Origin of the sequence: Paraburkholderia sediminicola (assembly GCF_046030555.1) — a bacterium.
In the GTDB taxonomy this organism is placed as follows: domain Bacteria; phylum Pseudomonadota; class Gammaproteobacteria; order Burkholderiales; family Burkholderiaceae; genus Paraburkholderia; species Paraburkholderia sediminicola_E.
Map to the genome: position 1 here is coordinate 151,805 of NZ_JAQQCH010000017.1, position 20,021 is coordinate 171,825.

Annotated in this window: 17 protein-coding genes; 9 read left to right on the forward strand and 8 right to left on the reverse strand. The window is 61.8% G+C overall.

The window, feature by feature from the left end:
- Positions 1 to 14 precede the first annotated feature (14 nt).
- Together PQQ52_RS23485 and PQQ52_RS23490 are read right to left on the reverse strand one after the other, a co-directional pair.
- A complete protein-coding gene (locus PQQ52_RS23485; RefSeq protein WP_408216528.1) occupies positions 15 to 338 on the reverse strand; it encodes a rhodanese-like domain-containing protein in 324 nt (107 codons plus the stop codon).
- A gap of 58 nt (positions 339 to 396) precedes the next feature.
- On the reverse strand, positions 397 to 1,050 hold the full coding sequence (locus PQQ52_RS23490) for a protein-L-isoaspartate O-methyltransferase family protein (protein ID WP_097391616.1): 654 nt from the start codon (positions 1,048 to 1,050) through the stop codon (positions 397 to 399).
- Between the two features lie 321 nt (positions 1,051 to 1,371).
- Between PQQ52_RS23490 and PQQ52_RS23495 the strand changes: the two genes are divergently transcribed.
- From PQQ52_RS23495 to PQQ52_RS23520, 6 genes are all read left to right on the forward strand, one after another.
- The gene (locus PQQ52_RS23495) at positions 1,372 to 2,457 is read left to right on the forward strand and encodes a LacI family DNA-binding transcriptional regulator (protein WP_408216531.1); all 1,086 of its coding nucleotides are present in this window, start codon (positions 1,372 to 1,374) and stop codon (positions 2,455 to 2,457) included.
- Between the two features lie 3 nt (positions 2,458 to 2,460).
- Positions 2,461 to 3,948: a sugar ABC transporter ATP-binding protein gene (locus tag PQQ52_RS23500; RefSeq protein ID WP_408216534.1), complete on the forward strand. Its 1,488-nt coding sequence runs from the start codon at positions 2,461 to 2,463 to the stop codon at positions 3,946 to 3,948.
- Positions 3,929 to 4,942: an ABC transporter permease gene (locus PQQ52_RS23505; RefSeq protein ID WP_408216536.1), complete on the forward strand. Its 1,014-nt coding sequence runs from the start codon at positions 3,929 to 3,931 to the stop codon at positions 4,940 to 4,942. Before PQQ52_RS23500 ends, PQQ52_RS23505 begins: the two co-directional genes overlap by 20 nt.
- Positions 4,943 to 5,025: 83 nt before the next feature.
- On the forward strand, positions 5,026 to 5,988 hold the full coding sequence (locus PQQ52_RS23510) for a substrate-binding domain-containing protein (RefSeq protein ID WP_408216539.1): 963 nt from the start codon (positions 5,026 to 5,028) through the stop codon (positions 5,986 to 5,988).
- A gap of 79 nt (positions 5,989 to 6,067) precedes the next feature.
- A complete protein-coding gene (locus PQQ52_RS23515) occupies positions 6,068 to 7,117 on the forward strand; it encodes a sugar phosphate isomerase/epimerase family protein (protein ID WP_408216541.1) in 1,050 nt (349 codons plus the stop codon).
- Positions 7,118 to 7,201: 84 nt separating this feature from the next.
- The gene (locus PQQ52_RS23520; RefSeq protein WP_408216543.1) at positions 7,202 to 8,353 is read left to right on the forward strand and encodes a Gfo/Idh/MocA family protein; all 1,152 of its coding nucleotides are present in this window, start codon (positions 7,202 to 7,204) and stop codon (positions 8,351 to 8,353) included.
- Positions 8,354 to 8,403: 50 nt separating this feature from the next.
- Here the strand turns inward: PQQ52_RS23520 and PQQ52_RS23525 are convergent, their stop codons facing one another.
- The 6 genes from PQQ52_RS23525 to PQQ52_RS23550 form a co-directional block, all read right to left on the reverse strand.
- Positions 8,404 to 9,492, reverse strand: a complete 1,089-nt coding sequence (locus PQQ52_RS23525) for a molecular chaperone DnaJ (protein ID WP_408216546.1) — start codon at positions 9,490 to 9,492, stop codon at positions 8,404 to 8,406.
- Between the two features lie 38 nt (positions 9,493 to 9,530).
- Positions 9,531 to 9,791 (reverse strand): hypothetical protein, encoded by a 261-nt coding sequence (locus PQQ52_RS23530; protein WP_172316393.1) that lies wholly within the window; start codon positions 9,789 to 9,791, stop codon positions 9,531 to 9,533.
- An 88-nt stretch (positions 9,792 to 9,879) separates the two neighbouring features.
- Positions 9,880 to 13,071, reverse strand: coding sequence for an efflux RND transporter permease subunit (locus tag PQQ52_RS23535; RefSeq protein WP_408216549.1), 3,192 nt, complete (start codon positions 13,069 to 13,071; stop codon positions 9,880 to 9,882).
- 15 nt (positions 13,072 to 13,086) lie between these two features.
- Positions 13,087 to 14,292 (reverse strand): efflux RND transporter periplasmic adaptor subunit, encoded by a 1,206-nt coding sequence (locus tag PQQ52_RS23540; RefSeq protein WP_408216552.1) that lies wholly within the window; start codon positions 14,290 to 14,292, stop codon positions 13,087 to 13,089.
- Between the two features lie 301 nt (positions 14,293 to 14,593).
- Positions 14,594 to 15,763, reverse strand: coding sequence for an ABC transporter substrate-binding protein (locus tag PQQ52_RS23545; RefSeq protein WP_408216554.1), 1,170 nt, complete (start codon positions 15,761 to 15,763; stop codon positions 14,594 to 14,596).
- Positions 15,764 to 15,796: 33 nt separating this feature from the next.
- The gene (locus tag PQQ52_RS23550; RefSeq protein WP_408216557.1) at positions 15,797 to 16,738 is read right to left on the reverse strand and encodes a CysB family HTH-type transcriptional regulator; all 942 of its coding nucleotides are present in this window, start codon (positions 16,736 to 16,738) and stop codon (positions 15,797 to 15,799) included.
- Positions 16,739 to 16,972: 234 nt separating this feature from the next.
- Between PQQ52_RS23550 and PQQ52_RS23555 the strand changes: the two genes are divergently transcribed.
- From PQQ52_RS23555 to PQQ52_RS23565, 3 genes are read left to right on the forward strand one after another with little or no spacing between them, the layout of a single operon-like run.
- Positions 16,973 to 18,652 carry a nitrite/sulfite reductase gene (locus tag PQQ52_RS23555; RefSeq protein ID WP_408216560.1) on the forward strand — a complete coding sequence of 560 codons (1,680 nt, stop codon included), beginning with the start codon at positions 16,973 to 16,975 and terminating at the stop codon, positions 18,650 to 18,652.
- A gap of 22 nt (positions 18,653 to 18,674) precedes the next feature.
- On the forward strand, positions 18,675 to 19,214 hold the full coding sequence (locus PQQ52_RS23560; protein ID WP_408216563.1) for a DUF934 domain-containing protein: 540 nt from the start codon (positions 18,675 to 18,677) through the stop codon (positions 19,212 to 19,214).
- Positions 19,211 to 19,957: a phosphoadenylyl-sulfate reductase gene (locus tag PQQ52_RS23565; protein WP_408216565.1), complete on the forward strand. Its 747-nt coding sequence runs from the start codon at positions 19,211 to 19,213 to the stop codon at positions 19,955 to 19,957. The genes PQQ52_RS23560 and PQQ52_RS23565 overlap by 4 nt, the downstream gene beginning before the upstream one ends.
- Positions 19,958 to 20,021 lie beyond the last annotated feature (64 nt).

The window sequence follows — 20,021 nt, forward strand, 5'->3', positions numbered from 1 at the left end:
CGCGGCCGTGCGGATCAGTAGGTAGGAACGGCCGGATCGACCTGACGCGACCACGCGTCGATCCCGCCTTGCAGATTGAAGACGTTGGTGTGGCCACGCGATTCGAGGAACATCGCGACCTGGGCGCTGCGCGCGCCGTGATGGCACACGCAGACGATTTGCGCGTCGTCGTCGAGTTCTTCGCTGCGCGCGGGAATCTCACGCATCGGAATCGACACGGCGCCGGCGATCGACGCCGTCTGGATTTCCCACGGTTCGCGCACGTCGAGCAGCACGAGCGCTGGGCGCGATTGATCGGCGAGCCATTCGGCGAGCGCGGGAGCGGTCAGATTTTGCATCTACAGGACATCCAGTTCAGAGGACGGCGGCGTGCCGCCGTACAGATAAACGTGCGAATTAAAACTTGAAGCGCGGCGGCTGCACGGCGTTGATCAGCGGCTCGACATAAGTTTCGAATACGTCGGCGATGCGGTATTGCTTCTCGTCGATACGCGTGATGATCTGCGCCTTCATGACCGGCGCGGTACCGACGAAAGCCGCCAGACGGCCGCCGACCTTCAGATGTTCGAGGATTTCCTGCGGCAGCACCGGCAGGCCGCCCGACACGCAGATCACGTCGTACGGTGCAGCGTTGGCCCAGCCGCGCGAGGCGTCGCCGGTGACGACTTCGGCGTTCAGCACGCCGTTGGCGATCAGGTTGTTCTTCGCCAGTTCTGCCAGTTCCGGTTCGATGTCGACCGTCAGCACGTGCTGCGCGCGGTGCGCAAGCAGAGCAGCCATGTAACCCGAGCCGGCGCCGATTTCGAGCACGCTTTCGTGTTTCTTCACCGCCAGTTCCTGCAGCACACGCGCTTCGACGCGCGGCGCCAGCATGTGCTGGCCGGCCGGCAGTGGCACTTCGAAGTCGACGAAGGCCAGATCGCGGTACACGGTGGGGACGAAGTTTTCACGCTTGACGATCGAGAGCAGATTCAGCACGTCCTGGTCGAGCACTTCCCAGGGGCGGATCTGCTGTTCGATCATGTTGAAACGCGCTTGCTCGATGTTCATGGTGGATTCGGCAGTATGGTTTGGCGAGTTTGCAATTCTTTGCCCCTGACTGGCGGCCTCGGGGTACAGCCTTGGGGCGCAACTCCGGGGTATATCGCCGGGGTACGTCCTGGTAAGCAGGCCGCGGCAGGGTAACTGCGGGATTGTACCAAATGACAGCGCGAATCCACGCCGTCGGGGGCAGTCCGCCGCCGGCCCGCACCTTGAGCCGGATCTCGCCGCGCCCGCCCGCCCCCGTGTTAATCCCTAGTGATCCGTGCTTGCGATTCCCGCTTGCATGGCGCAAAAATGTAATCGATTACATTCTCAAGGCAGATTCACTTGTCCAAGTCGTTGTCCAAAGCGGCCCCCGCGAAGTCGAAGACGCCCCCGCAGCCCGAGGTTCGGTCACTGAGGCCGGCCGAAGGCCTTTCGATTGCCCAGGTGGCGGAGCAGGCGGGTGTCTCGGTGGCGACCGTGTCGCGCGTGCTGAACGGCCACGAGAACGTGCGGCCCGCCACGCGCGACAAGGTATTGGCGGCCGTCGACGCCAGTGGCTATCGCGTCAACGAACTCGCGCGCAATCTGCGCACCGCCGAAAGCCGCCTGCTGCTGACGATGGTGCCTGACGTTGGCAACCCGTTCTACGCGGAGATCGTGCGCGGCATCGACAGCGTGGCGCGCCAGCACGGCTATTTCATGCTGCTATGCGACACAGGCGCGGACCCGGGCCGCGAGCGCAGCTATTTCGATCTGCTACGCCGCCGCCGCGCGGATGGCGCGATCTGCCTCGATCCCGCCACCATCCAGCAGGCGCTGGGCGAGGCATCCAGCGCGCTGCCGTGGGTCGCGTGCTGCGAGTTCGATCCGGCAATGGGCGTGCCGTACGTCGGCATCGACAATTATCGGGCGGCAGGCGACGCCGTGCGGCATCTGCTCGCTCGCGGGCATCGGCGTATCGGGTTGATCAATTCGGATGTCGACTACCTGTACGCGCGGCAGCGTCAGCAAGGTTATCTGGACGCGTTGACGGAAGCGGGCATCACGCCGGACGAGCGTTGGCGCATGAACCTGAACAGTCTCGACTACGAAGCGGGTGCTTCGGCTGCAGCCCTGCTGATGCAGCAGTCTCATGCACCTGACGCGGCGCCAAGCGCGATCTTCGCGGTGTCCGACACGCTGGCGATCGGCGTGATCCACGGCTTGCGCAGCGTCGGCAAGCGCGTGCCGGACGATGTCGCGGTGGTCGGCTTCGACGATATTTCGCTTGCCGCGCAAATCGATCCGCCACTGACCACCATCGCACAGCCGATGCGCGAACTCGGCGAAACCGCCGCGCGCCTCCTGCTGCAACGGCTCGCGAATCCGTTGGCGAACGTGCCGGGCGTGCTGTTGCCGCATCGGCTCGTGATCCGCAGGAGCGCGTAAGTCATGAGTCTCGCCATTCGCTTCGACGATATCCGCAAAGACTTCGGGCCGGTGCGCGTGCTGCACGGCGTGAGCTTCGAACTGGCGCCCGGGCGCATCTACGGTTTGCTCGGCGAGAACGGCGCGGGCAAGTCGACGTTGATGAAGATCCTCGCCGGCTACGAAACGGCGACCTCGGGCACCTTGCTGGTCGACGGGCACGTGCAGCGGTTCGTCGGTTCACGCGACGCGGAAGCTGCCGGCATCGTGCTGATTCACCAGGAGTTCAATCTCGCCGAGCATCTGACGATCGCACAGAACATGTATCTCGGCCATGAAAAAAAGCGTGGCTGGTTCGTCGACGATGCCGCAATGCGTGCCGAGGCGGCGCGCTTTCTCGCGCAGGTCGGCCTGGAGAAACCGCCGGATACAAAAGTGCGCGAATTGATCGTCGCGGAAAAGCAGATGGTGGAGATCGCCAAGGCGCTGTCGCGCCGCGCGCGTCTGCTCATCATGGATGAACCGACCGCCACGCTGACGCCGTCCGAAACCGAACGCCTCTTCACGCTGATGACGAAGCTGAAAGCCGACGGCGTGACCATCGTCTACATCTCGCACAAACTGGATGAAGTCGAGCGCATCACCGACGAAGTGATCGTGATGCGCGATGGCCGCTTTGTCGCGCGCAGCGAAACTGCGGGGCTCGCGCGGCAGCAGATGGCGAACCTGATGGTGGGGCGCGACGTGTCGGATATGTTCCCGGACAAGATCACGGTGCCCGCTGACGCGCCGATCGCATTGAAAGTGGAAGGCCTCGCCGTGCCGGACTGGGTCGAAGACCTCAGCTTCGACGTGCGCGCCGGCGAAGTGCTTGGCTTTGCAGGGCTGGTCGGCGCAGGCCGCACCGAAGCGTTCGAAGCGATCATCGGCTTACGCAAACGCACGTCGGGCCGCATCGAAATCGCCGGCCGCCGCGCCGATCTGAAGAGCCCGCGCGATGCAATGCGTCGCGGCCTCACGTATCTGAGCGAAGACCGCAAAGGCAAAGGCCTGCATGTGAATCTAAGCCTGCAGGACAACGTCACGCTGATGACGCTCGAACGCTACGCGCATCCCTTGCTCGACATGAAAGCGGGGCGCGCGGCGTTGACGAAGGCAGTGAGCGACTTCGGCATCCGCACGGGCGATCTGTCGAGCCGCGCGCGCATGCTCTCCGGCGGCAATCAGCAGAAGCTCGCGCTCGCCAAGTTCCTGCAACCCGATCCGAACGTGATTGTGCTCGACGAGCCGACTCGCGGCGTCGATGTCGGCGCGAAACGTGACATCTATTTCCTGATTCATCGTCTCGCCGCGCAGGGCCGCGCGGTGATCGTCATTTCATCCGAACTGATCGAGCTGATCGGCCTGTGCCATCGCGTTGCCGTCATGCGTGCGGGACGCCTGCAAGCCACGCTCACGCTCGAGCATCTGACCGAAGAGGAATTGATCGCCCATGCGACCGGCACCCACTGAAGCCGTCCAATCCGGCCGCGCGTTGCGCTTTGCGCATCGTCTGTATGCGCTCGGGCCGCTCGTCGGGCTGATCGTGCTGTGCATTGTCGGCACGCTGCTCAATCGCGATTTCGCGACGGTCGACAACATGATGAACGTGCTCACGCGTACATCGTTCATCGGCATCATCGCGGTCGGCATGACCTTTGTGATTATCTCGGGCGGCATCGATCTGTCAGTCGGATCGATGGCGGCACTGATCGCGGGCAGCATGATCTGGCTGATGAACGGACTCGCTGCCGGTGTCGGTGGCCATACGCTCGCACCCTTGCTGATTCTGACGCTCGGCATTGTGTTCGCGCTGGTGCTCGGCGGTTTGTTCGGCTGTGCGCACGGCCTGCTGATTACCAAAGGACGTATCGAGCCGTTCATCGTCACGCTGGGCACGTTGGGGATTTTTCGCGCGGTACTGACGTGGCTCGCGGATGGCGGCGCGCTGACCCTGGATAACTCATTGTCCGACTTATACGGTCCGGTTTACTACGCGAGCTTCTTTGGCGTACCGGTTCCGATCTGGGTGTTTCTGGTGGTTGCAGCAGGTGGCGCTTTGATCCTCAATCGCACCGCGTTCGGCCGCCACGTGCAGGCGATTGGTTCGAACGAACAGGTAGCGCGCTACGCAGCGATTCGAGTCGATACCGTGAAGATCGTCACGTACGTCCTGCTCGGCATCTGCGTCGGCGTGGCGACGGTCCTGTACGTGCCGCGGCTCGGTTCGGCAACGCCGACCACGGGCTTGCTTTGGGAACTCGAAGCGATTGCATCGGTGGTGGTGGGCGGCACTGCGCTCAAGGGCGGCGAAGGTCGCGTGATCGGCACGGTGATCGGCGCCATCCTGCTTTCGGTGATCGCCAATATTCTGAATCTGACCAGCATCATCAGCGTGTATCTGAACGCGGCGGTGCAGGGCATGGTGATTATCTTCGTCGCGTTTGTGCAACGTGGACGGCGGTAGCTGGTGAGCGTTGAGCTTCAAGGAATACATCGGCAAGTTCGAGAATCGGGGCGCATGAACGCCTCATAATTGGAGACAGAATCATGAAGCAGGTCATTCGAGCGGTTGGCGCCGGCATGCTGGCGTTGGGAATGCTGGGCACGGCAGGCGTTGCCCGTGCCGATGAAAAGGTCACGCTGGGCGTCGCGATTCCGACAGCCGACCACGGCTTTACGGGCGGCATTGTCTGGTGGGCGAACAAGGCGAAAACCGATCTGGAGAAAGCGCATCCCGATCTGAAAGTGATCGTGAAGACCGCGGCCGGCGCGCCCGAACAGGCGAACCAGTTGCAGGATCTGGTGACGGTGAACAAGATCAACGCACTGGTGATTTTCCCGTTCGAATCGGCCTCGCTCACGCAACCGGTCGCGCAGGTGAAGAAGAAGGGCGTGTACGTGACGGTGGTCGATCGCGGCCTGACGGACACCAGCGCACAGGATGCCTACGTTGCGGGCGACAACACCGCGTTCGGCAAAATCCCCGCCGAGTATCTGGCGAAGGAGTTGGGCGGCAAGGGCAACATCGTCGCGCTGCGCGGTATTCCAACCACGCTCGACAACGAACGCTGGACCGCATTCACGAACGTGATCAAGAACTATCCGGAGATGAAGATCCTCGACGGCAAGTATGCGAACTGGAATCGTGACGACGCGTTCAAGGTGATGCAGGACTATCTCACGCGCTTCAAGCACATCGACGCAGTCTGGGCCGCCGACGACGACATGGCCGTGGGTGTCATCAAAGCGATCGAGCAGGCCAGGCGTACCGACATCAAGATCGTGTTCGGCGGCGCGGGTTCGAAGGGCATGGTGAAGAACGTGATGGACGGTGCGCCGATGATCAAGGCGGATGTATCGTACTCGCCGAAATTCATCTACGACGCGATCAAGCTCACCGCCGAAGCGCGTCTGAAGGGCGACAAACTGCCGCCGACCACGATCATTCCCTCGGTGCTGATCACGAAGGAAAACGCGCAGCAGTTCTATTTTCCTGACTCGCCGTTCTGATCCTGGGCATCCGGAGCGCGCCTGCCGTGTGTCTGTCGAAGAGGCATGACAGGGGCGCCATAGTTCGAGGAACCGTACGATGAAAACCATCAAAGGGCCGGCGATCTTTCTCGCCCAGTTCATGGGCGACGAGGTGCCGTTCGACAGCCTTGCGCATCTGGCGGGCTGGGCGGCGAGTCTCGGCTTCAAGGGGATTCAGGTGCCGTGCGATACGCGCCTGATCGATCTCGAAAAGGCCGCGGCGAGTCAAACCTACTGCGACGAATTGCGTGAGATCGCGGACCATGCGGGCGTGACGATCACCGAACTGTCGACGCATCTGCAAGGGCAACTCGTCGCCGTGCATCCGGCCTATGACACGTTGTTCGATGGCTTTGCGGCGCCGCAGGTGCGCGGCAATCCTGCTGCGCGCACGCAGTGGGCGATCGAGCAGATGAAGCTGGCGGCAAAGGCGTCGCAGAGACTGGGGTTGAATACGCATGTGTCATTTTCAGGCGCGCTCGCGTGGCCCTACCTCTATCCCTGGCCGCAACGTCCCGCAGGTTTGGTCGAAGCCGCCTTCGACGAACTCGCGCGACGCTGGACGCCGATTCTCGATGCGTTCGACGAAGCCGGCGTCGATGTGTGCTACGAACTGCATCCGGGCGAAGACCTGCACGACGGCGTGACCTTCGAGCGCTTTCTGGACGCAGTGAAGCAGCATCCACGCGCGAACATCCTCTACGACCCGAGCCATTTCATCCTGCAGCAACTCGACTACCTCGCCTTCATCGACATCTATCACGAGCGCATCAAGGCGTTCCATGTGAAGGACGCTGAGTTTCGTCCGAACGGCAAGCAAGGCGTGTATGGCGGCTATAGCGGCTGGGTCGAACGCGCGGGGCGTTTCCGATCGCTCGGCGACGGGCAGATCGATTTCGGCGCGATCTTCTCGAAGATGGCGCAATACGATTTTCCGGGCTGGGCGGTGCTGGAATGGGAGTGCGCGCTAAAGCATCCACAGGACGGCGCGCGTGAAGGCGCGGAGTTCATACGCCGGCACATCATCCGCGTGGCCGAACATGCCTTCGACGATTTCGCGGGCAGTGGCGTGGATGCGGCGCAGGTAAAACATGTGCTGGGCATTTGACTTCGATCTGAAGGCGTCTTGATTGCAAGTTGACTGCGAATTGACCATGAAGCGAATGAAGCAGATCGCAACGGAGTGAACGCGATGCCACAAAGAAGACTCAGGCTCGGCATGGTCGGCGGCGGGCAGGGCGCGTTTATCGGCGCCGTGCATCGGATTGCGGCGCGGCTCGACGATCGGTTCGAATTGGTCGCTGGTGCGTTGTCGTCTGATCCACAGCGTGCGCAAGCCAGCGCGGCTGAAGCCGGTATCGCACGCAGCTATGCCGACTGGCGCGAGATGGCGCGCGCCGAAGCCGCGCGCGACGACGGTATCGACGCGGTTGCGATCGTCACGCCGAATCATCTGCATGCACCGGTGGCGACGGCTTTTCTCGAAGCGGGCATCCATGTGATCTGCGACAAGCCACTGGCGATTTCGCTGGCGGAAGGCGAAGCGCTGGCGAAGCTCGCTCGCGAGAGGAACAAGTTGTTCGCGCTGACACATACGTATTCCGGCTATCCTTTGGTGCGCCATGCTCGCGAGCTCGTCGAAAAAGGTGCGCTCGGCGAAATACGCGTGGTGCAGGTCGAGTACGCGCAGGACTGGCTGGCTGAACCGATAGAAACGAGCGGCACGAACAAACAGGCCGGCTGGCGCACGGATCCGTCGTTAGCGGGTCCCGCCGGCTGTCTCGGCGACATCGGCACGCATGCCTATCATCTCGCGGCCTTCATCACGGGGATGACGCCGTCGTCGCTATCCGCCGAGTTGCATACCTTTGTGCCGGGACGCTGTATCGACGACCACGTGCAGGCCATGCTGCGCTATCCGAACGGTGCGCGCGGCATGCTGTGGGCGAGCCAGGTGGCGAGCGGTGCGGAGAATGCTTTACGTCTGCGGGTTTATGGCACGAAGGCCAGTTTGAGCTTCGATCAGGAGAATCCGAACGAATTGTGGTTCACGCCGCTGGGCGGAACGGCAGAGCGCCTGACGCGCGGACGTGTGAAAAGCGCGGTCGCGGCGCACGCAACCCGTGTGCCACAGGGGCATCCTGAGGGCTATCTGGAAGCGTTCGCGCAGTTGTACAAGGATGCGGCGTTACAGATTGAAGCGTTGGATGCGGGTCAACAATTGCCCGCCGAAAGCCTCCTGCTCACAACGGTGGATGACGGTGTGGCGGGCCTGCGTTTTATCGACGCGGTATTGGCGAGCAGCGCGGTGGATGGTCAGTGGCGCGCAATAGAACCCGCTTGATCGTGAACACGTGACGCGCATACCCGGCAGCGAGGGGGGGGCATTGAGTCTCAACGCCGCCTGATTTTCAACCAGGCCTTGAGCGTGCCGAGGTCCTGGAACTCCACCAGATCGTACTCGAGCGACTCGATCTGTTGCTGCAGCATAAAAACGTCCGCTGTCAGCCCGTGCATTACCTTCTTCGGCGTGATGGAAGCCATCGGGTCGAGCCCGTAGCGTTCCTTGAACGCCGTTTCGACAAACATAATTTCGTCGTCGAGTTCGCCTACCTGCTCCTTCAGTATCTTGTTGTAATGCTTGAGCCGGTCTTCGCTCAGGTTATCGAGCGCGTTCTGATCGATGTGTTCCAGTTCCAGTTGCAATTCGAGCAACCGCAGCAGGTTGTTCTTGCTGTAGGCCTCGTTGACTCGTTGCATCAGCGCGGTTTTCCGTTTGCGTTCCTCTGGATCGGTTTCGCGATCGGGATGTAACGCGCTGGCCAGCTTACGATACACCTCGCGAATCGAGCGGCTCAGTTGCGCTTCTTCTTCCTCGCGGCGCGTTTCGGCCGCTATTTGCTTCGCCGTCTTCTTCTTCGGGGCGCATTGTGCCTGGCGCGCCTGATGTTCCGCCGCTTGCGCAGCTTCGTCCTGTTCGATATGCGCCTGCAGGCGATCCAGAACTTCATCGGGCGAGTTCATGTCGATGTCGTCCAGTTCGACACCTAATACCGTCTCCAGCATCGATTTCATTTCGTCTAACTCGGACGCCCTTTCGTCGTCGTAGTCGGACCCGCTGTGCCGGTTGTATAGCGCCTTCAACTCGTCGTTATCTTCTTCCCCGAGACACCTCGCCGCCAGATCGACAATGAATGCTGAAAGGGTGCGCCGTTCGGTCTGGGTGATACGTTTCTGGTTGCTCTGTTCGTCGAGAAGGTGCGCCATCCGCGCACGCAAATGTTGCATCTTCTGCGTCAGCGGCAGCAGTTCATTCACGTACTTTTTCTGGAAAGCTGACGCGAATTCTTCCCACGTGCTCAAACTGGCCCGTCGCTTTTCGATCTGTTTGATCAGCGTGTTAAACGCTTTCTGGCCCTTCGACAGGGTGGGTTGATTGTGGTCCGGCGCAATGCTGACGGAACTGGCGCTTGTCCTGGTCATGGAGCAGATATCTTCGGTCGTCAAATGGGGGCGACTGCCTAGCTGCCCTTGCTCTTCTTGAGCTGCTCTTCAAACGCTATATCGAGCTTGCTCGCCTTGCGCGGTTTCGGCGGTCCGAAACCGTCGACGAATTTGACGAAATCGTCGAGCGTCAGCGGATCGGAGACTTTCTTGTCCGTGCCACTCGATTTGTCGACCAGATAAAACAGGCCCCCGGACAGGCTGATCGCGGCGAACTGCGGGTTGCCGCTACGGGTTTTCAGCCGCTCGACGGCGTGGATGGCTCGGGTGGTGCGCATGGCGTGGGACTGCCGGTCGGGGAAAGACGTTTACTGTAGCAATTTCGCGAGGGGCGCGCGAAGTTGCTTCATTGCGCGCTCTTGCACCTCAAGCCTGGCGCCTGAACTTGCGGCGCAGCCAATCCGCCCAATCTTCCAGCACCGTATAGACCACCGGCACTACCACCAGCGTCAGAATCGACGACGTAATCACGCCACCGATCACCGTCTGCCCAAGCGGCCCGCGTTGCTCCCCACCTTCGCCGAGCGCCGCCGCCAGCGGCAGCATGCCGAAGATCATTGCCAGCGTGGTCATCAGAATCGGCCGCAGACGCACGCGCGCCGCTTCGAGTAGCGCCTCACGCCGTTCCATGACGCGGCCCTTGCCGGACGCGTCGAGCAGGGTGCCGCGCCGTGCCTGATTCGCGAAGTCGATCAGCAGAATTGCGTTCTTCGTCACAAGGCCCATGAGCATCACGAAGCCGATGATCGAAAACATATTCAACGTGCTGCCGAATAGCAGCAGTGCGATCAGCACGCCGACCAATGTGAGCGGCAGCGATGCCATGATGGCGAGAGGTTGCGCGAAGCTCGCGAACTGCGACGCGAGAATCATGTAGATGAAGATCACTGCGAGCGCCAACGCTTCCACCGCATACACGAACGATTCGTTCATGCTCTTGGTCGAGCCTTCGAAGCGGTAGTGGTAGCCCGCCGGCAGATGCATCGCGTCGAGCGTCTTCGCTACGTCCGCAGCCACTTCTCCGGGCGAGCGGCCATTCACGTTCGCCGACAGCATCACCTCACGTTGCAGGTCGCGCCGGTTCAACACATCGGGTCCGGTTGTCTTGACGATATCCGCGATCTGCCGCAACGGCACCAGCACGGGCGCGCCGTTAGCGTCGGTGCGGTTGGTCGCGATCATCAGCCTGGCAAGATCGTCGACGTCCTGGCGCTGCGAGCGCGGCAAGCGCACGCTGACGTCGTAGTCCTGGTCGTCGGGCGCGCGCCATGTGCTGATGGCGTCGCCGGAGAGTAGTGGCCGTAATGCGGTGCCGATATCGGCCACGCCCACGCCGAGGTCGGAGGCCAGTTCGCGCTTCACATTGACCGCAACGATCGGCTTATCCGCCTTCAGAGTCGAATCGAGGTCGACGAGCCCCGGAATCTTTGCCATCCGCACCTGAGCCGCGTCCGAAAGCCGGCGCAGTTCGTCGATGTTGTCGCCCTGCAAGCTCAACTGGATCGCTTTCGTGCTTCCCGCGCCGTCGGGCACGCCGATTTCCGTGATCGAGACGCCCGCCACCGAAGCGAGCCGCGCGCGAAACACCTGATTCAATTCGACCATGCCGCGCGTGCGGTCACGCCGGTCTTTCAGGCGCACGGTGATCAGCGCGGTGTTCTTGCCTTGCGTGTTGCCCGAGTTGACTGTCGCATAACTGAAGCGCACTTCGGGGTAAGTCGCGAGAATCGCCTGCACCTGTTTTACTTTTTCCGAGGTGGCTTCGAGCGAGGTGCCCACCGGCGTGTTCAAGCCGATCTGCGTCTCGGAGAAGTCCGCATTCGGCACGAACTCGGTGCCGACGAAGGGCACCAGAAACAGGCTGCCGAAGAACGTGGCCGCGGCCACGACCAACGTGATCGCGCGATGTTTCAGCGACCAGCCGAGCAGGCGCTGATAGAACGCGGTGAGCCGTTCGATCTGCTTGTCGAACAGATGCAGGGAACGTTCGATCACGCGTCCATAGCGATAGCCCTTGCGGCCGGTATCCGCGTCGTGCAGATCGGGGTCCGGCCAGATGGAGGACAGCATCGGATCGAGCGTGAACGACACGAACATCGAGATCAGTACGGCAGCGGCCACCGTGATGCCGAACTGATGGAAGAATCGGCCGATGATGCCGCCCATGAAGCCCACCGGCAAAAACACGGCGACGATCGAAAAGGTGGTCGCCAGCACGGCGAGCGCGATTTCCTTGGTGCCGTCGAGCGCGGCGGTGCGATGGTCCGCGCCGAGCTGCACGTGCCGCACGATGTTCTCGCGCACCACGATCGCGTCGTCGATCAGCAAGCCGACGCATAGGGACAGCGCCATCAGCGTGATCACGTTGATCGTGAAGCCGCACGCATACATCACCGCGAAGGTGCCGATCAGCGCGATCGGCAATGTGAGGCCGGTGATTACCGTGCTGCGCCACGAGCCGAGGAACAGGAAGACGATCAGCACCGTCAGCAGTGCGCCTTCGAGCAGGGTGCGCTTCACTTCATTGACGCTGTCTTCGATATTGATCGACGAATCGTCGGTGATGCTGAGCTGTACGCCCGGCGGCAGTTGCGGCTGCAAACGCGCGACTTCGTCACGTACGCCGTGCGCGACGTCCACGGTGTTCTCGCCCTGCGCCTTGATGATCGACAGAAACAGCGCGCGCTGGCCGTTGAGCAAGGCCATGCTGTCCGGTTCCTGCTGGCCATCCACCACATCGGCGACCTGATCGAGCGTGACCGGCTGTGTCGCGGAAGAAGCTGTCGGAATCGCTGACTGCGCGCCGCGCCGCGCGACGATGATGCGTTTGAAGTCGTCCGGTTTCTCGAAGCGGCCTTTGACCTGAACGGTCTGCTCGACATGGCTCGACGTGAGCGGGCCGGCCGGAATCTCCTGATTCTCGTTTTGCACCGCGCGAATCACCTGATCGACGCCGATCGAGAGTGCCTGCAGTTTCTCCGGATTCACGTCGATCTGCACTTGCCGTTTCACACCGCCCACCAGCGACACCGAGCCGACGCCGCGCACGGTTTCGAGCCGCTTGCGCACGATCTGATCGGCGACGGTGGTCAGATCGCGCGTGGACAGCGACGCGCCCGGCGCGTTCGAAATGGCCACGGTGATGATCGGCATATCTGACGGGTCATAACGCAGCACGCGCGGGTCCTTCACGCCGTCGCGCAGATCGGGGCGGATCAGCGCGATCTTGTCGCGCACATCCTGAGCCGCCTGCACCGCGTCCACGGACAGATCGAATTGCACGATCACGACCGACTGCGCGTCATAGGAACGCGAGGTGATTTCGTCGATGCCACTGATCGTGTTGACCGCTTCCTCGATCTTGCGCGTGACGTCGGATTCGACCGATTCCGGCGACGCGCCCGGATACGCGGTCTGCACGACCACGATCGGGAAGGTGATGTCGGGGAACTGATCGACCTTGAGCCGCTGATATGAAAACAGACCGATGACGAGGAACGCCATCATCATCATCGTGGCGAGCACCGGGTTGCCGATGCTGATACGGGTGAACCACATAGGCGCGAGCTCCGGTCAGCGTGCGCTGCTTGCGCCCGGCACGCTGGCCGCTTGCGGGGCGGCCTGCCCTGGTTGGGCGGCTGGTGTCGATTGGGCGGGCTGCACCACATGCACGGTGCTGCCGATCCGCAATGAGCCGAGGTTGTTCTTCACGATCTGCTGGCCGAGCGTCAATGGGCCGCCGACGATTTCGGTCCATGTGTCGCCATCGGCTTCGCCCGTCGCGCCGGTCTGCACCGGCTGCTCGACCAGCTTGCTGCCGGTGAGCGCGTAGACGCTGCGGCGTGTGCCGTCCGTGCGTATGGCGGTAGCGGGGACGACCAGCACGTTCTGCCGGCTGCCGACTGAGATCGTGCCGGTGCCGAACATGCCGACCCGCAGCGTGCCCGCCGGGTTGTCAACCTGCACATACACCATGATCGAACGCGACCCGGCTTGCGCGGCCGGGTTGATGCGCGTAATCGCGCCCTGGAGGGGGACGTCGATCCCGTCGAAAGCGATCTGGATCGGCTGCCCGATCCGCACGCGGCCGATCTCGCCGACGGGCACGGGCGCTTCCAGTTCGAGCGTGCGCAGATCGACCACGTCGAACAGTTTGGTATCGACCGCGACTTTCTCGCCCGGTTCGACTGAGCGCGAGGCAATCTGTCCATTGAGCGGCGAGCGCACGACGGTATCGTCCAAAGACAGATTCGACGACGCCAGCGCTGCCTTGGCCGCATCGAGATTCGCGCGGGCGATTTGATACTGGCTTTGCGCGGTGTCGAAGGCGTTCTTCGAAATGAAGCCTTTTTCGACCAGTACGCGGTTGTTGTCGAGCGTCTGTTTCGCGATGTCGAGCTGGCCGGCCATGGCGGCCATCTGGCCGCGCGTCTGTTCGGCACGGGCGACGTAGTCGCGGGCATCGATCTTCGCGAGGACCTGGCCGGCCTTGACCGGATCGCCTTCGCGCACCATGACATCGAGCGCCGAGCCGGCGACTTTCGATTTGACCGCGGCTTGCGTGACAGCGCGCAGCGAACCGGTCAGCGGCAGCGTTTCGGAGAGCGTGCGGCGGCTGACGGCGGCGAGGTCGTCAGGCGCGAATTCGATGACGGAGGAGGCGGTGTCCGTGGCGGCAGCCGGGGTGCTGCGCTTCCTGATGGCCTGGGCAATCGCGATGGCGAGGATCACGATAACCACGGCGGCGGCGATGATGATGCGTTTTCTGGTTTTTAGCATGCGTGGTCTGACGGACTTCACGAACTGGCGAGAGGCGGCGGTGGCCTTGTGATCCCAAGGCACCCCGCGCTCGCACGGAATCGGCAAAATTAGCCAGAACTCGCGGGCACTGCAAGCTGGCCGTCAGCATGTTACACGCAGCTTGCATGGTGCGTGCCGCTCGAACGGTGTGCTCGCGCGGCAGGCATGCGTATTGGTCCAAAAGTGACAAATTTAGACAGACTTAGACAGACTGACGGTGGCGCTGAGCAGTGGGATGCGCGTCGCTGAACCAGGGAGGAGCCCGCCGCGCATCACCCGCTCACTGACTCAGGTAAACGAATTTGCCGTTCCTGATGATGCCCATCACGCTGGCGCGCTGATCCAGACCGACGTGGTCCTTCGGGCTTGTGTTGACCACGCCGTTCGGCACGACCAGTTCATGCGCGTGCTCCAGTTCGTCGCGCAATGCCGCGCGGAAAGCCGGTGTGCCCGGCTGCGCCGTCTTCAATGCGCGCGCCACCGCGTCCTGCAAGCGCGGGTACACGCCTGCCGCGTCGCCCGCAAATTGCGTCACGCTGCCCGGGCCGAATTTCGCTTCGTATTCGTTGGTGAACGCGAGCGCCGCCTTCTTCGCCGGATGATCGGCCGGCAGGGTGCGCGCCACCACGACCGGCTGGGTCGGGAACAGCGTGCCCTCCACGTCCTTGCCGCCCAGCTTGATGAACTCGGGCGTGGCGATGCCGTGCGTCTGATAGATCGGGCCTTTGAAGCCGCGTTCGATCAGCGTGCGCTGCGGCAGCACGGTCGGCGTGCCGGCCCCGGCGATCAGGATCGCGTCCGGCCTGGCCGCCATCAGCTTGAGGATCTGGCCGGTGACGCTGGCGTCGGTGCGGTTATAGCGCTCGGTGGCGACCAACTGGATGTGGCGCAAAGCCGCGAACTTGCTGAACTCGTTGAGCCAGCTCTCGCCGTAACCGTCCGCGAAACCGATGAAGCCCACCGTCTTCACATTGTGGTTCGACATGTAGCGCGTCATCACATCGGCCATCGCGCTATCGGTCTGCGCCATCTTGTAGGCCCAGACCTTCTTGCCTTCCTGCGGCTCGACCACGCTCGCCGAGCCGATCAGCGTGATCATCGGCGTCTGGCTTTCCGCGACCGGATCGAGCGCGGCCATCGCGGCCGGCGTGATATTCGGGCCGACGATCACGTCGACGTGGTCCTCATTGATCAGCTTGCGGATGTTGCGCACCGCGTTGCCCGGGTCTGAAGCGTCGTCGAGGAAGATGTAGTCGGCTTTCTGGCCGGCGATCGTGGCCGGCCACATCAGCATCGCGTTCTTGCTTGTAATGCCGATCACGGCCGCGGGGCCGGTGCTCGACAGGTCGATGCCGACCTTGATGTCGGCGTGTGCTGCGGTGGCGAACAAGAGCGCGCCAAAACCAAAAGCGGCAGCGAGGCCGCTGATCTTTTTCTTATACGATTTCATCGAGGGGTCTCCGTAGCGGGAAGCGGGGTGATGTCAAAGTTCGTAGGTTTCGTGTTCGCCTTTGAGCGCCTGTTCGATCAGCTTGCGGTTCATGCTCGGCGACAATAGTTCGACGAGCGTATACACATAGCTGCGCAGATAAGCGCCCTGTTTCAGCGCGACCCGCGTGACGTTGCTACCGAACAGATGGCCGACCGGCATCGCGCGCAAATGGCGGTCGCGCTCGGCGTTGAACGCGATATCCGCCATGATGCCGACGCCCAGACCCAGTTCCACATAGGTTTTGATCACGTCCGCGTCGATCGCCTCCAGCACGATGTCCGGATGCAGCCCGCGCAGGCGGAACGCCTCGTTGATCTTGGTGCGGCCGGCGAACGCGTTGTCGTACGTAATCAGCGGATATTGGGTCAGATCATCCAACGACAAAAGTTTGCGGTCGAGCAGCGGATGATCCGGTTGCATCACGGCGACGTGGTGCCACTGGAAGCAGGGCAGCGAGATCAGTTCCTTATAGTTAGCGATCGCTTCGGTGGCGATGCAGAGGTCGGCCTGGTCGTGGATCACCATCTCGGCGACCTGCGTCGGGCTGCCTTGCAGAATTGAAAGGTGAACTTTAGGGAAGCGCTTCTTGAATTCGGCGATGGCGGCCGGAAGTGAGTAGCGCGCCTGCGTGTGGGTGGCGGCGATCACGAGATTGCCCTGATCTTGGGCCGCGTAATCTTTACCGACCCGTTTGAGGCTCTCGACCTCCTGCAGAATCTTCTCCACCGACTGCAAAATGATCCGCCCTGGCTCCGTCATCCCGCGCACCCGCTTGCCGTGTCGCGTGAAGATTTCGACGCCCAACTCGTCTTCCAGCTCGATGATCGCCTTGGAGACGCCCGGCTGGCTTGTAAACAGTGCTTTGGCCGCTTCGGTCAGGTTGAAATTCTGCCGCACAGCCTCGCGGACGAAGCGGAATTGATGCAGGTTCATATATAACCTCTCCGCATATCAAAAGAATTTTTTAGTCGTTTGAAATATAAGGCGAGTTTATTACGATCTGTCCATCTTTTTCAATATGGATATCTGTATTTGTCATAAGCAAATGAGAGATAGGTCTAAACCCTGACTCTCCTGAGCTGACAAACAGGGATATCCAGGGCGCGACGTAACCGGGTGGCCGGCCCCCGGAACGTTGTGTGTCACGCAAAAAATTGGGGTCCCCGAATGTACCAATACGATCAGTACGACCAGACCATCGTCGATGAACGGGTTGCGCAATACGCCGATCAGGTTCGCCGCCGCTTGTCGGGCGAATTGAGCGAAGAGGAGTTTCGTCCGCTGCGCCTGCAGAACGGCCTGTACATGCAGCGGCACGCGTACATGCACCGCATCGCGATTCCGTACGGCAATCTGCGCAGCGACCAGATGCGCGTGCTGGCCCAGATCGCGCGCGAACACGACCGCGGCTACGGCCATTTCTCGACGCGCTCGAACATCCAGTACAACTGGATCAAGCTTGAAGAAACGCCGGAAATCCTGCGCAAGCTTGCAGCGGTGCAAATGCACGGCATCCAGACCTCGGGCAACTGTATCCGTAACATCACGGCCGACCAGTTCGCTGGCGTAGCGCCGGATGAAGTCGTGGATCCGCGTCCGTGGGCAGAAATCCTGCGCCAATGGTCGACGTTCCACCCGGAATTTGCATGGCTGCCGCGTAAGTTCAAGATCGCCGTGTCGGGTTCGAAGGAAGACCGCGCTGCCGTGCAGATCCACGACATGGGCGTGTATCTGAAGAAGAACGAGCAGGGCGAACTGGTGGCCGACATTCTGGCCGGCGGCGGCATGGGCCGTACGCCGATCATCGGCGCGATCATCCGTAAGGATCTGCCGTGGCAACACCTGCTGACGTACTGCGAAGCCGTGCTGCGCGTGTACAACCGCTACGGCCGCCGCGACAATATGTACAAGGCGCGTATCAAGATTCTCGTGAAGGCGTTGAGCCCGGAGAAATTCTCGGCGCAGGTCGAAGAAGAATGGCAACACCTGAAGGACGGTCCGTCGACGCTGACGCAAGCTGAAGTCGACCGCGTGTCGCAATACTTCCAGCCGCCGGTGTATGAGAAGCTGGCCGACACGGACGCATCGTTCGAAAAGCATCTGCTGGAAAACCGTGCGTTCGCCCGTTGGGTCGAACGTAACGTGCGCCCGCACAAGGTGGAAGGTTATTCGTCGGTCACGTTGTCGCTGAAGCCGACCACGATCGCCCCGGGCGATGCAACCGACGCGCAGATGGAAGCGGTCGCCGATTGGGCCGATGAATACTCGCTCGGCGAAATCCGCGTGTCGCACGAACAGAACCTGATTCTCGCGAACGTGAAGAAGCGCGATCTGTTCGCGCTGTGGGAAAAGGCCAAGGCGCAGGGTTTCGCAACACCGAACATCGGCTTGCTGACCGACATCATCGCGTGCCCGGGTGGCGATTTCTGCTCGCTCGCGAATGCCAAGTCGATTCCGATCGCGCTGGCAATTCAGGAACGTTTCAACGATCTCGACTACGTGTACGACCTCGGCGATGTGTCGCTGAACATCTCGGGCTGTATCAATGCGTGCGGCCACCACCACGTCGGCAACATCGGCATTCTGGGTGTCGATAAGGACGGCTCGGAGTGGTATCAGGTGACGCTCGGCGGCGAGCAGGGTACGGGCGCCACGGGCGCGCATCTCGGCCGCGTGATCGGCCCGTCGTTCTCGGCGGAAGAAATGCCGGACGTGATGAGCAAAGTGATCGACACGTTCGTGGAGAATCGCCACGAAGGCGAGCGCTTCATCGAAACGTACAACCGCATCGGCATGGCCCCGTTCAAGGAACGTGTGTACGCCTCGCGTCAACCGGCTCACGCGTAACCGCGAAAAGGATACTGAACAGATGGCTTCTATTATCAAGAATCGCGCGATCGTCAACGATGACTGGACGGTGGTGCGCGCCGCTGAAGACGGTACGCTGCCCGCAGTCGATGCATTGCCGGCTGGCAAGGTGCTGGTGCCGCTCGCGCTGTGGCAGGCTTCCCGTGATGCATTGATCGCATCGCGCGGTACCGCTGAAATCGGTGTGTGGCTCGCACCGGATAGCGAACCAGCGGATATCGTCGGCGACTTCGACACGATCGCGCTGATCGGCGTGGACTTCCCGGTGTTCCGCGACGGCCGTGGTTATAGCATCGGCCGCCTGCTGCGCGAGCGTTATGGCTACAAGGGTGAACTGCGTGCGATCGGCGATGTGCTGCGCGATCAACTGACGTTTATGTTCCGCTGCGGCTTCGACGCTTACGCGCTGCGCGAGGACAAAGATTTCGACGACGCACTGAAGGCGTTCGACGAATTCAGCTTCAACTATCAGGGCGCGGTGAACTCATCGCCGCTGTTCCGCCGCCGCGAAGCAGGCGAACTGGCAAAGGCGTCGGCATGAGCGACGTCCAATCGCTCACGCCGGAACTCGCTGCGAAGGTCGAGCGCCTCGATGCGCTGCTCGACTCGATCGCCGCGCGTCACGCGAACGTGAAGCTCGCCAGCAGCCTCGCTGCGGAAGACATGCTGCTCACGCACGCGATTCTCTCGCGTGGTGTGAAGATCGGCATCTTCTCGCTGAACACGGGCCGCCTGCATGCGGAAACCCTCGGCATGCTCGATCGCGTGAAAGAGCGCTACGGGTATGATATCGAGCAGTTTCATCCGCAAGCTGCCGCGGTTGAAGAGTATGTTGGTTCGCATGGTCTGAACGCGTTTTACGAAAGCGTCGATCTGCGCAAGCGTTGCTGCGAAATCCGCAAGGTCGAGCCGCTGAACCGTGCGCTGTCGGATGTCAGCGCATGGGTGACGGGTCAACGCCGTGAACAGTCGGTGACGCGTGCCGAATTGCACGCGGAAGAGCACGACGCCGCGCGCGACATCGCCAAGTTCAACCCACTGACGGATTGGACCGAAGCTGAAGTGTGGGATTACCTGAAAGCGTTCGACGTACCGGTTAATCCACTGCATGCGCGCGGTTATCCGAGCATCGGCTGCGAGCCGTGTACCCGCGCGATTCGTCCGGGTGAAGACAGCCGGGCAGGGCGCTGGTGGTGGGAGTCGCGCGATACGAAGGAATGCGGGCTGCATATCACGACGATTACGCCGATCCCCGTCGGCCGCAGCGAGAACGCTTCGGCATAGCGCATTCAGGTAGTTCAGGCCTTGGTTTTTAGCTTGAACGCCGCACATACCGATTTGAATAGTT

Coding starts and splice junctions, on each gene's coding strand:
- PQQ52_RS23560 (WP_408216563.1), top strand. CDS start 18,675: ATGGCTTCTATTATCAAGAATCGCGCGATCGTCAACGATGACTGGACG.
- PQQ52_RS23510 (WP_408216539.1), top strand. CDS start 5,026: ATGAAGCAGGTCATTCGAGCGGTTGGCGCCGGCATGCTGGCGTTGGGA.
- PQQ52_RS23490 (WP_097391616.1), bottom strand. CDS start 1,050: ATGAACATCGAGCAAGCGCGTTTCAACATGATCGAACAGCAGATCCGC.
- PQQ52_RS23530 (WP_172316393.1), bottom strand. CDS start 9,791: ATGCGCACCACCCGAGCCATCCACGCCGTCGAGCGGCTGAAAACCCGT.
- PQQ52_RS23550 (WP_408216557.1), bottom strand. CDS start 16,738: ATGAACCTGCATCAATTCCGCTTCGTCCGCGAGGCTGTGCGGCAGAAT.
- PQQ52_RS23540 (WP_408216552.1), bottom strand. CDS start 14,292: ATGCTAAAAACCAGAAAACGCATCATCATCGCCGCCGCCGTGGTTATC.
- PQQ52_RS23535 (WP_408216549.1), bottom strand. CDS start 13,071: ATGTGGTTCACCCGTATCAGCATCGGCAACCCGGTGCTCGCCACGATG.
- PQQ52_RS23545 (WP_408216554.1), bottom strand. CDS start 15,763: ATGAAATCGTATAAGAAAAAGATCAGCGGCCTCGCTGCCGCTTTTGGT.
- PQQ52_RS23500 (WP_408216534.1), top strand. CDS start 2,461: ATGAGTCTCGCCATTCGCTTCGACGATATCCGCAAAGACTTCGGGCCG.
- PQQ52_RS23555 (WP_408216560.1), top strand. CDS start 16,973: ATGTACCAATACGATCAGTACGACCAGACCATCGTCGATGAACGGGTT.
- PQQ52_RS23520 (WP_408216543.1), top strand. CDS start 7,202: ATGCCACAAAGAAGACTCAGGCTCGGCATGGTCGGCGGCGGGCAGGGC.
- PQQ52_RS23485 (WP_408216528.1), bottom strand. CDS start 338: ATGCAAAATCTGACCGCTCCCGCGCTCGCCGAATGGCTCGCCGATCAA.
- PQQ52_RS23565 (WP_408216565.1), top strand. CDS start 19,211: ATGAGCGACGTCCAATCGCTCACGCCGGAACTCGCTGCGAAGGTCGAG.
- PQQ52_RS23515 (WP_408216541.1), top strand. CDS start 6,068: ATGAAAACCATCAAAGGGCCGGCGATCTTTCTCGCCCAGTTCATGGGC.
- PQQ52_RS23505 (WP_408216536.1), top strand. CDS start 3,929: ATGCGACCGGCACCCACTGAAGCCGTCCAATCCGGCCGCGCGTTGCGC.
- PQQ52_RS23525 (WP_408216546.1), bottom strand. CDS start 9,492: ATGACCAGGACAAGCGCCAGTTCCGTCAGCATTGCGCCGGACCACAAT.